This is a genomic window from Leptospira langatensis, from assembly GCF_004770615.1.
GTDB classification, from domain to species: domain Bacteria; phylum Spirochaetota; class Leptospiria; order Leptospirales; family Leptospiraceae; genus Leptospira_B; species Leptospira_B langatensis.
Genome location: NZ_RQER01000010.1, coordinates 209,776 through 223,140, shown reverse-complemented (window position 1 = coordinate 223,140; position 13,365 = coordinate 209,776). Strand labels below are relative to the sequence as shown.

At 45.2% G+C, this 13,365-nt stretch carries 13 protein-coding genes; 7 read left to right on the top strand and 6 right to left on the bottom strand.

Annotated features, from left to right (window positions below; genetic code table 11):
• Nucleotides 1–57: 57 nt before the first annotated feature.
• The 3 genes from EHO57_RS15325 (at nt 58) to EHO57_RS15315 (ending at nt 2,423) form a co-directional block, all read left to right on the top strand.
• Nucleotides 58–366, top strand: a complete 309-nt coding sequence (locus EHO57_RS15325) for a DUF485 domain-containing protein (protein ID WP_135645860.1) — start codon at nt 58–60, stop codon at nt 364–366.
• Nucleotides 366–1,904, top strand: coding sequence for a sodium:solute symporter family transporter (locus EHO57_RS15320; protein WP_135645861.1), 1,539 nt, complete (start codon nt 366–368; stop codon nt 1,902–1,904). The genes EHO57_RS15325 and EHO57_RS15320 overlap by 1 nt, the downstream gene beginning before the upstream one ends.
• Before the next feature lie 156 nt (nt 1,905–2,060).
• Nucleotides 2,061–2,423, top strand: coding sequence for a hypothetical protein (locus EHO57_RS15315; RefSeq protein WP_135645862.1), 363 nt, complete (start codon nt 2,061–2,063; stop codon nt 2,421–2,423).
• 54 nt (nt 2,424–2,477) lie between these two features.
• Here EHO57_RS15315 and EHO57_RS15310 read toward each other — a convergent pair whose 3' ends face one another.
• The 5 genes from EHO57_RS15310 to EHO57_RS15290 are packed head-to-tail and all read right to left on the bottom strand — an operon-like array spanning nt 2,478 to nt 7,411.
• A complete protein-coding gene (locus tag EHO57_RS15310) occupies nt 2,478–3,575 on the bottom strand; it encodes an AI-2E family transporter (protein WP_135645863.1) in 1,098 nt (365 codons plus the stop codon).
• The gene (locus tag EHO57_RS15305; protein WP_135645864.1) at nt 3,568–4,095 is read right to left on the bottom strand and encodes a cyclic nucleotide-binding domain-containing protein; all 528 of its coding nucleotides are present in this window, start codon (nt 4,093–4,095) and stop codon (nt 3,568–3,570) included. Before EHO57_RS15305 ends, EHO57_RS15310 begins: the two co-directional genes overlap by 8 nt.
• A gap of 2 nt (nt 4,096–4,097) precedes the next feature.
• Nucleotides 4,098–4,655: a lipoprotein signal peptidase gene (locus tag EHO57_RS15300; protein ID WP_135645865.1), complete on the bottom strand. Its 558-nt coding sequence runs from the start codon at nt 4,653–4,655 to the stop codon at nt 4,098–4,100.
• Complete coding sequence (locus tag EHO57_RS15295) at nt 4,652–6,352, bottom strand: ABC1 kinase family protein (protein ID WP_135645866.1); 1,701 nt, start codon at nt 6,350–6,352, stop codon at nt 4,652–4,654. Before EHO57_RS15295 ends, EHO57_RS15300 begins: the two co-directional genes overlap by 4 nt.
• A gap of 6 nt (nt 6,353–6,358) precedes the next feature.
• Entirely contained in the window at nt 6,359–7,411 is a 1,053-nt protein-coding gene (locus EHO57_RS15290; RefSeq protein WP_135645867.1) for a Gfo/Idh/MocA family protein, read from the bottom strand.
• Between the two features lie 90 nt (nt 7,412–7,501).
• On the opposite strand from EHO57_RS15290, the gene EHO57_RS15285 reads away from it, so the two are divergent.
• The 4 genes from EHO57_RS15285 (at nt 7,502) to EHO57_RS15270 (ending at nt 11,736) form a co-directional block, all read left to right on the top strand.
• Nucleotides 7,502–8,899 (top strand): UDP-N-acetylmuramoyl-tripeptide--D-alanyl-D-alanine ligase, encoded by a 1,398-nt coding sequence (locus EHO57_RS15285; protein ID WP_135645868.1) that lies wholly within the window; start codon nt 7,502–7,504, stop codon nt 8,897–8,899.
• Nucleotides 8,900–8,954: 55 nt separating this feature from the next.
• A complete protein-coding gene (gene purE / locus EHO57_RS15280; RefSeq protein ID WP_135646067.1) occupies nt 8,955–9,443 on the top strand; it encodes a 5-(carboxyamino)imidazole ribonucleotide mutase in 489 nt (162 codons plus the stop codon).
• A complete protein-coding gene (locus tag EHO57_RS15275; RefSeq protein ID WP_135645869.1) occupies nt 9,440–10,561 on the top strand; it encodes a 5-(carboxyamino)imidazole ribonucleotide synthase in 1,122 nt (373 codons plus the stop codon). Before purE ends, EHO57_RS15275 begins: the two co-directional genes overlap by 4 nt.
• 74 nt (nt 10,562–10,635) lie before the next feature.
• Nucleotides 10,636–11,736, top strand: a complete 1,101-nt coding sequence (locus tag EHO57_RS15270) for a glycosyltransferase family 4 protein (RefSeq protein ID WP_135645870.1) — start codon at nt 10,636–10,638, stop codon at nt 11,734–11,736.
• Nucleotides 11,737–11,760: 24 nt separating this feature from the next.
• Here EHO57_RS15270 and EHO57_RS15265 read toward each other — a convergent pair whose 3' ends face one another.
• The gene (locus EHO57_RS15265) at nt 11,761–13,365 is read right to left on the bottom strand and encodes an LA_3751/LA_3752 family putative glycosyltransferase (protein ID WP_135645871.1); all 1,605 of its coding nucleotides are present in this window, start codon (nt 13,363–13,365) and stop codon (nt 11,761–11,763) included.

Genomic DNA, 13,365 nt, shown 5'->3' with positions numbered 1-13,365 from the left:
GCAACGATTGCTTTAACTTCCTATTCTCCAGGATTGCATTCTTGGAGGAGAATAGGAATGAAATCCAAAGCCCACGAATTGATCGAATCTCCCGAATTTAAAAAACTAGTTCGGGCCAGATGGATTGTCAGTTTTCTTTTATTATTTTTACTCTTTGCCAATTACTACGGCTTCATACTGATCATAGCTTTGAAAAAGGAATGGATCGTCGAAAGGATCGGCCAGTTCGCCAACTTCGGATTGGTCGCCGGAGCAGGAGTGATCGTTATCTCCTGGGCCTTGACCTTTATTTATGTGCTCTGGGCAAACCGAGTCTACGACAAAGAAGTAGATGCACTTAAATCCAAATTAGAGGGAGGAAGATAATGGAATCCTCCTTAGGACAACCGAATTTCATTTCAGTCGCTTTCTTCCTGATATTCGTGCTCCTCACTTTGGGGATCACTTACTGGGCAGCTAAAAAAACCAAGAGCTCCAGTGAATTCTATGCAGCGGGAAGGTCCATCACAGGTTTTCAGAACGGACTCGCTCTTTCCGGAGACTTCATGTCCGCCGCTTCTTTCTTGGGAATCTCAGGAATGGTGGCCTTGAAAGGATACGATGGGATCATTTATGCGGTGGGTTGGCTTGTAGGCTGGCCAGCTCTTATGTTCCTCCTCGCAGAGCCTCTTCGAAATCTGGGAAAGTATACATTTGCGGATGTGTTGGCATTTCGTTTAAAGCAAAAACCGATCCGTATTGTGGCTTCCATAGGAGGGATCTTGGTTACGATCACCTATTCCATAGCTCAGATCGTCGGTTCCGGAAAGCTCATCAATCTGATGTTCGGACTTCCATATGAGTTGGCAGTCGTGATCGTGGGCGGGGTCATGCTTCTTTATGTTTTGTTCGGGGGAATGATCGCAACCACCTGGGTTCAGATCATAAAGGCCTGCCTTCTTCTTTTTGGAGTCACCATACTCGTGATCCTATCTCTCTCGGTATTCGGATTTAGTTTAGAAAATCTTTATGGAGCCGTAGAGAGTAAGTTCGGGAGGACCGCTCTAGAACCAGGAGGCTTGTTCGCTAATCCTGTCGATGCGGTTTCGCTGGGACTTGCCCTGATGTTTGGTCTATTAGGTTTACCTCATATTCTGATGAGGTTCTATACTGTTCCCGATGCAAAGGAAGCCAGGAAATCAGTAGCCTATGCTACTACATTCATAGGCTACTTCTATATCATCATCCCTATCGTCGGTTTTACGGCCGCGGTACTTATCGGAAGGGAGCAGATCGCAGGCATCGACAAGGGAGGGAATATGGCGGCCGCACTTCTCGCGGAATTACTAGGAGGAACGCCTTTTCTAGGATTTATAGCTGCGGTCGCATTCGCTACGATCTTAGCAGTGGTCGCAGGACTTACACTAGCTGCTGCCTCTACGATCTCTCACGACCTTTACTTCAACGTATTTACAGAAGGAAGAGCGAGCGAAGAAAGACAGGTCTCCGTTGCGAGAAAGGCTACGATCGTATTCAGTCTAGTCAGCATTCTACTCGGGATCTTGTTCAAGGACCAAAACGTCGCCTTTATGGTGGGTCTGGCATTTGCGATCGCAGCTAGTGGGAACTTCCCGGCTTTATTCTTATCCATCCTGTGGAGAGGATTCAGCACTGCAGGAGGGGTTTGGTCCATTCTTGTGGGATCCATCTCAGCCACTGCATTCATCATCCTGAGTCCTACGGTTTGGGTAGATGTGTTTAAATTCAAGGAGGCGATCTTTCCTCTCAAGAATCCGGCCATCGTTTCCATGACCCTTTCTTTCATAGTAGCATTCGTTTTTTCTAAACTATTCCCGGATATGAACGCGAAAGAAAGATACGAATCCGAGAAAGTCAGGGTGTATTTAGGAGTGGGAGCGGAATAAACCATTCAGGAATTTGCACTTATGACTTACTATTTATTTTCTAGTCTGATCGGCCTATTCTTGATTTTTGAAAGTTGCGGGTTCAATCGCATAGACTCCGTACTTTACGATAAAAAAATTCCCCAGTCCGAAACGGTTTTTGTGAGAAGATTTGAAATGAAAATCCTATCGATCAACGGGAAAAAAATGCCGGAGGATCTTTCTAATGATTTTTTGATCCCGCAAGGCACTTATAAATTAGAAGTGCAGCCGTATCCTTTGACTTCCAACGGCCATTTTGATTTTCACGATCTTTCTGGAGATGTAAAATTTCTTACGGTCAATGCTAAAGTGGGAAATACCATTTATCTTTGTTTGGGTATAAAAACGGATCCGTCTCAGAAAAAAAGTTGGTCTCCGTATTTTGTCTCAGTTGTTCCCTGGGAATCTGCGCCTTTAAAAATTCATTCTGAAATGGGCTCTAAAGGAGGTTGTACCAGATCTACTTCTAGCCTACCTTATATTTGGACCCATAATTAGTTTTTCACGATTGTTACTAAACTCAAATAGTGAGTCACTTAACTCTTATATGAATTATAAAAGTCTATGGTCCTTCATGGATCGATAAAGTGAAGCAATCGTAACCTTAAGAATGGCAGCAGCAGGAACCGCAACTAGCATTCCTGCAATTCCGAGTAGGCTTCCTCCGACAGTGACTGCCCCTACTACGATTACAGGATGCAGAGATACCGCGTCTGAAATGATCACAGGCTGAACGAAGAAGTTGTCCACTGCCTGAGCGATCAGGATCACCACAAAGATTGCCATCATCAACTCATACATTCCCATTCCATCGTTGATCCCATTCGGAGTGAAAATATTGATGCCTTGGGTCAATGTCATGAAGAGTGGCGGAACCATTCCGATGATCGGTCCCAAATAAGGAATGGAGTTCGCGATCCCGACAAAGAGAGCAAATATATAAAAGAACTTTAAGCCGATCACATAGAAGCCCACCATAGAAACCCCAGTAATGATCAAACTTTGGATCACCAAACTCCTGAGATAATTCGTGATCTGTTCGTTGATCTTTGCGGTCACCATAAGGGTCATCTCAAAGTATCGATTCGGAACGAGACTCACCAGATTCTTGTACACACCATTCCCGTTCAAAAGGAATAAGAATGTAAAAAGCGGAGTGACCACCAAATACCCGAGAAAGGTAGGGACCGCAGAGACGAGGCCATTTACCTGACTGTGGATCATTTCAGCCACGCTCTTTACCAATTCTTCCGGATGAATGGTCTCTTCCCAACTCGCCGGATAATCGTTAAACTTAAGCTGCAGACCTACGATCAGATATTTGAACTTGGCATCGTCTATGCTTTGCTTCCAATCCTTGATGATCGGTTGTAAGGTGGAAACGATAGGAGGAGCAACTTCCGTAGCGATCCAATAAATAGGAAGACAGAGCAAAAGGATCACAACGGCAACGGAAAGGATCCTTGGAATCCCGAGGGTCTCGAAATAATTGATAGCCCCGTTGAAAATATAGAATAGGATCAAGGAAAGAGCTATCGGCACGACCAGCAATTGCAAACCGATCGAGAAGAATACGATGGCCGCTCCTACTAAAAAGAAGAAGATAATGCGGATAACGTATGTGGATAGCGGCTTATTCGATTCAGGCATTCTTTTGTCGGCCCTTATAATAAGCTTTTTCTAATAATTGGTTCGTTTTCTGGAGCCTTTCTACAACCACACCGGTAAGACTAAGAAGGATCTCTATCCCGATCTTAGGCTTGGTCTCTATGATCTCCTTTAAATCCGGCTGAAAGAATCCCAATAAGGTGGAAGGTTCCTGAGCGATTGCCGTAGCAGTCCTTCTTTCCTCCGAGAAAAGAGAAAGCTCTCCGAAGAAAGAATTCTCGTCAAGATGTGCCAGGTCCAACTCCACTCCTTCGCGAACCGAACGGATCACGACCTTTCCGTCAAAGATCATATAAAATCCGGCACCTGCTTCCCCTTGTCGGAAGATCTCTTCTCCCTCGGAGTATTGTCTGACATGTACAAGTCTCGCGATCTCATGCAAGGTCCTGCGTTTTAGTTTTCCAAAAACGGAGGTCTCTCTTAAGAAACGGATGATCTCCGGATTGGAGGTCCCTTTCTTCTTAATGATCTTTTTCCAGATGGGGAGTTGGAGGAGATTCAAGGCTACTTCTTATCCTCTTCGAGTTTCATTGTTAGAATGAGTATGACTAAGCCGACACTTACGCAAGAATCCGCGAAGTTGAATGCGGGCCATCTTTCTATGAACAACCAGTTCGGCCAATCGAAGTCCAGAAAGTCTACTACACCGATAAATCTACCTGCATACGGATTCTGAACGAACCCGAACTCCGCTCCGATCCCGATCAATTTTACAAAAAACTTATCGATGAAATTCCCGAATGCCCCTGCCATAACTAAGGCCCAGCCTGCAGGATGTCCCAGATCCGGGTTCTTCCAACGATAGGCGATCAATACTAGGATTGCAACCGCAGTCAGTGCCAGGGAAGTCCTTGGAAAGCCTTGGAAGAATCCCATTACGAATCCTGTGTTGAACGTCAGGGTTAAACGAAAGAAGTCCCCGAGAACTTCGATAGGACTATGAGGTCTCAAATATAATATGGCGATGTATTTTGTAACAAGATCGATGATCGTTCCGATAATGACGCTAACGATAAATACGGGCGAGTATACCTCTAAGAATTTCTTTTCGAAATATTTCACTGACGATTCCTTTTAGAGCTGAATTTATTTTTGATAACAGATAGAGCAAGGAGGATTCCAAAGAAAATGGAAACACCGAATCCTATCATTGCATGAGGTTCGATCCCTTTATCCAATCGATCCGTTCCATAATGTATCCCAAACAATATGAATGACGTAGAAATGATCTGATGACCCAGAGCATACATTCTCTTGGTATGATTCTCCAGATCGGGGAGCTTATAAGCCTGTTTGCCTCGATTTAAGTTTTTAACAGCCTGTAATAATTCCCCCGGAAGGGAAACCGCCTGGCCCCAGATGCCTCCTTCTTGTAGGAGGACCTTCTGCCATTGGTTCTCCCCTTGGAAGACAAGACCCTTAAACGGCTTTTCTCCGTAGTCTAAAACGGTCCGATACGGATCCAAAGTTGCAGTAATTCCCACAAGCAAACCCAACACTCTTTCCAAAGGGATCAGAGAAGTAGGAAGTTGCACCATTCTCAAGAGACCGCGAAGACTAGAATTGATCTCTTTTAAGAATTTCAAATCCTCCGGCGTATGGATCTGCTCGAACTTGATATTCTTGAAAGACTCCGTATCGGAAAGAAAGCGAGAGAGTTTCTCTAAGGAATAACGGATCACTTCCTCTAACTTGTCCTTATCCGCCTTCTTAGAGATAAGTCCTAGTTCGTCCAAAGCCTCTAGTACCGCAGGATAGTCCTTAGCCATGGCACAGAGGACGATCTTTCTCAAGGCCACGGATTGGCTCGGAGGGATCTCCCCTACCGCCCCGAAATCTATAAAGCAAAGTTTCTCGTCGGGAGTATAGATCATATTTCCTGGATGAGGATCTGCATGATAGAATCTATATTCAAAAACCATTAATATATAGGCGCGGATGAGAAGGTCCACAGGACGGGACTTAGCTTGGCCTTTCTTAAGAGCCGCGGCCTGAGTGATACGGATCCCTTCTATGAACTGAGCGGTTAAAACACTTTTACCACTCCATTCCGGAAAGGTTTTGGGGAATACATAGTCGGGCTCTTCTGCGAAATATCGGGCCATTCTGTCCATGGACTCCGCTTCCAAACGAAGATCCGTCTCTCTTCCGACTAACTTCGCGATTTCCTTATGGACCACTTTAAAATCGAAACTAACTAGATAACGATTGATCCTCTTTAGGAATTTACGGACCGCTTTCAGATCCTTGGAGATCACCTCCTCTATTCCTGGATAGAGGATCTTGACCGCCACCTTCTCTCCCTTGTATGTGGCGGAATGTACCTGAGCGATAGAAGCAGAGGCCAAAGGTTCTTCCGAAATATCCGGAAATACTTCTGCGATCTCTTTTCCGAATTCCTTCTTAAATCTTTCCTTGATCTCTACGAACGGATGAGCGGGCACTCTGTCTTGTAAGTCTTGCAGTGGATCCGTGAAGCTTTCCGGAAATAAATGGGAGAGGCTTGCTAGATACTGTCCAAGCTTCACATAGACACCTCCCATTTTCAGGAAGAAGTCCCTGCATTCCAGCCCTAGATTGCGAAAGAACTCGTTCTCTCTTTCTTCTCTCGTCTTGGAAGAAAGGAAGAATCTTACAAATTTATAATACCAGAATAGACCGAATATCTTCTTCCAAAGAAAGAAGCTGCCTCGATAATATCTTCCTCTTGCGGAATACTTGGGAAGTTGGTTGCCGGTGCTGGGAGAACTTTTGGACATGCCTTTTTAAATCTCGGAAACCGTTTGGATCTCGGCCTTGGTCTTGATCCGATGTAAGAGTTCCATGATATTCAAATTCTCGCCGATATCTCCCGTGATTCTTTCGGACTTTCCGGTAAGTACCTTGCGGATCGACGAATATAGGTTCTCGAACGGATTTGATCCGAGGAATGATTTTTCGGGAAATGAGACTTCCGTCAAACTATTAAATCCCTTGTATTTGCGAGAAGGACGGGATTCGAACAGCCTCATCCCGTCGTTGGAAAGAAGGATCCTAGCCTTCTCCGTCATGATATCCATCTCGAATTGAAAGTAATTGCGGGCGCCTCCTGCTTCCAAGAAAACGATCGGCCCGGACTTATATTCCAAGAAGGCGACTGCTCGATCTTCCACCGGAATTCCTTTGCGACGAGTGAGAGAAGAACGCACTCTGTCCGGCTTTCCCAAAAACCAATAGATCAGATCCACGGCATGTGTTCCGTCATGGAATAAAGGACCTGTCCTCCCCTGGTAGGCTCTTCCGGGAGCCAAGGCAGAGGTCAGAACCGAAGCGCGGATCGTACGGACCGCCCCGTACTTTCCGGATTCCAGAACGGACTTGGCCCAAGCATACTTAGGATGGTACCTTCTCTCATGGTTTACCCAAATTCGGACACCCTTCTTCCTTGCGATCTTTTCCAAGTCCTTCGCTTGGGGGAAGGTCTCACAAACCGGCTTCTCCACGAGAAGGTTCCGGATACCGAACTCTATGCAGTCCAACGCATTTCTATAATGGGATTCGGAAGGGCTAGCGATGACCGCAAGATCTGGGACTTGTTTGGACTTCTTCCAATCTTCCCAATCTGTATGCAAAAGATCTGAGGATAATTTCCATTGTTTGGAGAAGGAGACGCGCTTTTCCGAATGCGGCTCGATCCCTCCTAAGAACTGAAAGTTCTTCCTTCCCCACTCCGAGAAAAGAACACCTGCATGAGTGCAGGGCTTGTTTCGATACGGATCTTTTTCCAAGGAAGAAGCGATCCTGCCGAGTCCGATCAAAACCACAGAAGACTTCCGCATCTCGCATACAAGATCCGAATCATAGAAGTCTGCAAGAGGAATTTTTAAAAATAGACTGCCAGTATTTTAGGGAGGAAGAACCTGGGTTGGATGAAAGCTCCCTTCCAGTACGATCCGGAAACTGTCCGAAGAGTTCTCCAAAGTCCCTCCGAGTTTTCTTTCCAAACGGAAGCACAGATCCAAAGCATCACTACTGCTTCTTCTATGGCGGAGCAAAATTCATTATTCGTTCCTCTGAAAGGAAATCGGGACGGACATGATTTCATCCGGGACGCATTGGAAAAAGGAGCCAGTTACTTTTTATGCGAAAAGGATCATCCCATCCTAGACACTCTTTCCGCATCCGAAAAGAAGAAGGCGATCCAAGTAAAGGACACACTTTTAGCTCTAGGCAAGTTGGGAGAATTTCACAGATCCAGATTCAATCCGATCGTTATCGCGGTCACAGGCTCCAGCGGAAAAACTACCACCAAGGAAATCCTTTCTTCCTGTCTCTCTCCTTTAGGAGAAGCCCTTCTAGTAACAGAAAAGAATTATAATAATGAGATAGGAGTCCCATTCACTCTATTCGGTATAGGTCCCAAGACTAGATACGTTGTATGTGAGATGGGAATGAACCATAAAGGCGAGATCGCAAGACTTGCCCGGATGGCCAAACCGAATTATGCGATCATCACTACGATAGGGACCGCACATATAGAAATGCTAGGCTCCCGAAAAGGAATAGCCAAAGCTAAGGCGGAGATCTTAGAAGGGATGTCCAAGCCCGGGATCCTATTCTATCCGGAAACAGGAGAATATAAGAATTTTCTAAAGCGAAGAAGCTTACGCTTTGGGATCAAGTTCAAGTCTGTTCCTTTAAAAAGAAGGATTGATATCCTGGAGACGAATCGGAACGGGTTCAAAATCTCTTTCTTAGATAAGACCTTGGATTGGAATCTACCGGGGATCAAACTCCTGGAGAACTTGGCCCTCTGCGTGGCCGCCTTAGAGGAATTAGGAACTCCTACAAACTGGATCCAAGAAGGCATCCAAAATTTCAGATCCTCCGACAAGAGATTGGATCTTCAGATCGGCACCTATAAGATCCTAAACGATACGTACAATGCAAACAGGGAATCCATGCTTTCTTCCTTAGAGGCATGTTCTCAGATCAGCGGAGAAGAAGGATTCTATGCTGTCCTGGGAGATATGAAAGAAGTGGGGAATTATTCCCAAAGATTCCATACAGAAGTGGGAGAATTCGCAGCCTCCTTATCCAATTGCAAAGGGATCTTCTTGTTCGGAAAAGAATCCGGCTATGCGCTCAAATCCTTTCGCAAGAAAGCCAAACAGGATCTACCTTCCTTCTCCTTTCCCGGAGACGAAGAAGGATTAAAACTCTTGGTGGAAACGATCCGCAAAGAAGTACCAGCAGGTTCCTTTCTTCTAGCGAAGGCATCCAGAGGAATGAAATTAGAAAGAGCGGTAGAAGCCCTAAATTCTTGAATGAGCTTTTCGTTTCGGACTTGCCCTCGGATCAGGTTCAATGGAATTTGATAGCGTGCAGACCAAAGTGGCCGTGATTATGGGCAGCAGTTCCGATTGGGAAACCATGAAGGAAGCAGTGACCATCCTAAAAGAATTCGGGATCGAATGCCATAGAGAGATCGTCTCCGCTCATAGATCCCCGGAACTCATGGTGGACTTCGCCAAGTCCGCAAGATCCAAAGGCTTCGAAGTCATCATCGCAGGTGCAGGTGGCGCAGCACATCTTCCAGGAATGGTGGCTTCCTTAACCACGTTACCCGTATTAGGTGTTCCGGTACAAAGCAAGGCCTTGTCCGGATTGGACAGCTTACTCTCCATCGTGCAAATGCCTGGAGGAGTTCCAGTGGGAACTCTTGCCATCGGAACTGCAGGCGCAAAAAATGCAGGATTACTTGCGGCCAGAATTCTTTCCTTAAACGACGAAGCTCTTTCTCGAAAATTAGAAAAATACAGAAACGATATTAGAGAAGAAGCCTTGTCCAAAAACAAAGATCTCATATGAAGAAAGTCCTACTTCCGCCTTCCCGCCTGGGAGTCATGGGCTCCGGGCAACTCGGAAGAATGTTCGCGCAAGAAGCCATTCGTATGGGCTATAAGGTTTCGGTATATTCCCCCGAAAGAAATAGTCCGGCTGCTCTTGCAGGTGCCCACGAGATCGTCGCTCCTTATGAGGACGAGAGCACCTTATTCAGTTTTTTGGAATCTATTCAGGCTCTTACATTCGAATTCGAGAATGTTCCCGGAGCGGAATTGCATTTTATTTCGAAGTATTCCCAAGAAAATAACCTTCCTGTTTTTCCCAGCCCGGATTGTATTCGGATCGCACAACATAGGATCCGAGAGAAGAATCAATTTGCTGCGCTTGGACTTCCGACTGTACCCTTCTTTCCGATCACGGACAAATCAGAAGCAAGCCATGCTGCGGAGAAGTGTAAGTTCCCTGCTGTGCTAAAGACTTCTTCCTTCGGTTACGATGGCAAAGGGCAAACAAAGTTCAAGACTAGAGAAGAGTTCAGAGCCTGGGTGGGCTCTCTTGGTCAAGAGCCTTTGGATCTTATTCTAGAAGAATGGTTCGAGTTCGATAAAGAAGCTTCCGTGATCTTAGCAAGGAACCAAGACGGAAGAATGCTCCATTTTTCTCCGTCCGAGAATATTCATAAGAACCATATTTTGGATCTTAGCGTTCATCCCGGAAATTTCTCTAGTAAGTTGATCCAAGAAATGGTACGTTCTGCGGAAACACTTGCGGAAGGGATCAATTATGTAGGCGTCTTCGGATTGGAATTCTTTATCAAAGGGGAGAAGGTGGTCTTAAACGAATTCGCTCCTAGACCTCATAACTCTGGTCATTTCAGCCAAGACTCCGCCGATATTTCCCAATTCGAATTGCAATTGAGAACATTAACCGGCCTTCCTTTTCCGGACAAGATCCAATCTAAGCCCTCCTCCATGAAGAATATACTGGGACAGGATTATCTGCCTGGCTCTCCTACTTGGACAAAATATCTGTCCGATCCTAGATATACTCTGCATCTCTATGGAAAAGCTGATCCGAGACAGGATAGAAAGATGGGGCATTGGAATTATGTGGGAGAGAATCCGGGGAGAGCTTTCGATTAAAATCTTGATGGAATCCCCGGTTCTCTCAGTATTACTTCTAATATCGCTCCAAATCCAATCTTAGTAGAAATCCATTGTCCAAGCCAAACTTATTATTCGTATCCAGAAAATGGCCTCCCGCAGTCGGAGGAATGGAAACATATTCCTATGAACTCTATTCTGGACTATTAGAAAAATATGATATAACTGTGCTCGCCTTGCCGGGCAAGCAAAACGGGAGACCGCCTTCACTGATTTCCCTAGGCCTATTCGTCCTGAAGATAACTGCGTATTGTCTGTTTCGAGGCAGGAAATTTTCCAAGGCAGTCTTTACTGATACTTTGATCTTTCCGGCGGCTCTCGCTCACGCCTTGGTGAATCCTAGAGCAAAGCGAATTTCGGTGTTCTACGGATTGGATCTGGTATACGCAAATCGTCCCGGATTTCTGCCCTTTATCTATGGATTCGTCATCGGCTTCATCTCTCTCATCCAGAATGTATTCTCTAAGATCGTGGCTATCTCCAAATCCACACAGATGATCGCAGTGGAGAAGGGATTCAAAAATACTACGATCGTAGTCCCAACGCTTCCAAGCCAAGGTTTTACTTCTCAAGTCCCTAAGGAATTCATCACGCCTGAAAAATACAAAGACTGCAAATATCCGATCTTCTATTTCGGGCGTTTGATCCCCAGAAAAGGATCTCTTTGGTTCGCGAAAGAAGTCCTTCCTTCCATAAAACAAGATGTTCTATTCTTCGTCTCCGGAAATATTATGGATCCTGAATATGCAAAGGAATTGTTCGCACAACCCAGAACCGTCTATCTGGGTGCGGTTCCGAGCGATCAGATCGTGAATTATATACGCACAAGTTCTCTAGTGGTGATGCCGAACATAGAGATCCCTGGAGGAAAGGACAAGGAGGGCTTCGGGCTAGTTGCCATCGAAGCCTCTTCTGTTGGATGCAGATTACTTGCTAGCGACTTGGAAGGGCTTTCCGATGCGGTCCATGACGGGGTTACCGGCTACCAGGCTCCTCCGAACCAATCCCAAGCATGGGCTCTGAAAATCGAAGAAATACTAAAACAATCCGAATCGGATAAGAAGAAATGGATCGAATCTTCCGCAAAGGCGACTAGAGAGATCTATTCTCCCAAGGAACTGGTCCGAAAATTCTCGGAACTATTGGGATCCTGACGGACTTAGAACATGGAAAAAAAACTAAGTTCTAAATAGGTACGCGAAATAATCCCTGGCTTCTTTCTCTTCAGAGGTTGCAGATCTATCTTTCAAGATCCGAACGATCTTTTGGTTTTCTTCGGCAGAAAGATTCCTATAGGCCAATACGTGAGGAGTCGCCTTCTTCAAAAGGGAAAAGAGAGAATCGGATCCTCCGCTTTCCAGCTTTTCTTCTACATCCTTCATTTCGTGCTTGGAAACTATGAACAGGATCGTTTTGCCCTTTTCCTTGGCAAAGATACGATCCGCCAAAACCTTTGCGTCACCATCGGAAGAGATCAAAAAGCAGGGCTTATCCATGACCAATTTTCCGAAATGTCCTGAGATCAACTGACTCCCAGTGATCAAGTAATCCGGCTTTAGATCGGAAAGTTCTTTCGAGATGGCTCCGATCTGCTTATAGGATGCACGGATCATCTGGAATCCCTTATAAGTGGCCCATATGGAAACGGAAGTGAGTAAGATTAGAACAGATAATCTTAATTTAGAGAAACCTGATGAAAAGGATCTCAAATACCAATCGTCCAAAACCATCAAGGAAGGAAAGAGAGCCAGAGCCAAATATCTCGGTCCCCAGTTTACGAAGGCCTCCGTACCCACAAGAAAGCTAATGGACGGTATATAGATGAGGTTCAAGGTTACTAATAACTTGGTCCTTAAGCTAAGTGCATTAAATCTTCCGAGCTGAGAGATAAATACCCAGAGAAGTAACGGCATATAGCCGAAATATCCCAGTTTCCAGTATCCGAAAAAGAAAAGAACGAACATCTGCTTGAGCTTGTTCCCCAAGTCCCAAACATTCTTTCCGCTAACGGCAAACCTAGGCCCGAGGAAATTATGATACATTATGGAATTATAAAGCAAGAACGAACCTACAGCCAAGGAGATCCCTAAAGCCAAGACTATATTCTCCTTCCAAAAAGAAGGAGAAAGAAGCTCCCTGCTTCTCACAAGCAGAATGGAAAGTCCGAACATAGGGATGAAGATCAACGGTTCTAAACGAAGCCAGACAGGTAGTCCGATCAGAAAGCCGGAAAGAAAGATCTCCGAATAATTTAGATCCAGTTCTGGATTTCGAAAGTAGATGGAAACACCTAAAGCGCTAAAAAGCAGGAATAACGTATTTTCGCTGTATTCCAAAGAATAAAGCAAAATAGGAGTACATAGCAATGCAAAGAATACGGTAAATTTACTCGGTTTATAGATCCGCTCAAACGCAAATATGGAGAGCAAGTAAAGCAAGATGCAAAACGGGACCAAGGCGGAAGTCCCTAAAAGTGCCAAGATAGGGGCGGAAATACAGGCGAATAACCAAGAATACTGACCAAAAATCCGACCATCCGAACTCTTTATTAAGAAATCCTTAAATAGATTGAAAGAGTAATCCGGATCAACATCTTGCCCGGGATAATATACTTCTTGTTTGCGGGCGCCGCCGGATAGGATCCCTCTCGTCTGTAATAACTTCAACCCCGAATCGGAATTAAAGCCTTTATCGAGAGGCACGGAAGACGCAACATGGGCCAAAAATAAAAGAGGAATGATCCAATAAGAATAAGAAACGAAAAAATTACGGATAGACCCCAT

Bases quoted from the DNA above. Each gene is read 5' to 3' on its own strand.
- EHO57_RS15325 (WP_135645860.1), top strand. From the start codon at position 58: ATGAAATCCAAAGCCCACGAATTGATCGAATCTCCCGAATTTAAAAAA.
- EHO57_RS15320 (WP_135645861.1), top strand. From the start codon at position 366: ATGGAATCCTCCTTAGGACAACCGAATTTCATTTCAGTCGCTTTCTTC.
- EHO57_RS15315 (WP_135645862.1), top strand. From the start codon at position 2,061: ATGAAAATCCTATCGATCAACGGGAAAAAAATGCCGGAGGATCTTTCT.
- EHO57_RS15310 (WP_135645863.1), bottom strand. From the start codon at position 3,575: ATGCCTGAATCGAATAAGCCGCTATCCACATACGTTATCCGCATTATC.
- EHO57_RS15295 (WP_135645866.1), bottom strand. From the start codon at position 6,352: ATGTCCAAAAGTTCTCCCAGCACCGGCAACCAACTTCCCAAGTATTCC.
- EHO57_RS15290 (WP_135645867.1), bottom strand. From the start codon at position 7,411: ATGCGGAAGTCTTCTGTGGTTTTGATCGGACTCGGCAGGATCGCTTCT.
- EHO57_RS15285 (WP_135645868.1), top strand. From the start codon at position 7,502: ATGAAAGCTCCCTTCCAGTACGATCCGGAAACTGTCCGAAGAGTTCTC.
- EHO57_RS15275 (WP_135645869.1), top strand. From the start codon at position 9,440: ATGAAGAAAGTCCTACTTCCGCCTTCCCGCCTGGGAGTCATGGGCTCC.
- EHO57_RS15265 (WP_135645871.1), bottom strand. From the start codon at position 13,365: ATGGGGTCTATCCGTAATTTTTTCGTTTCTTATTCTTATTGGATCATT.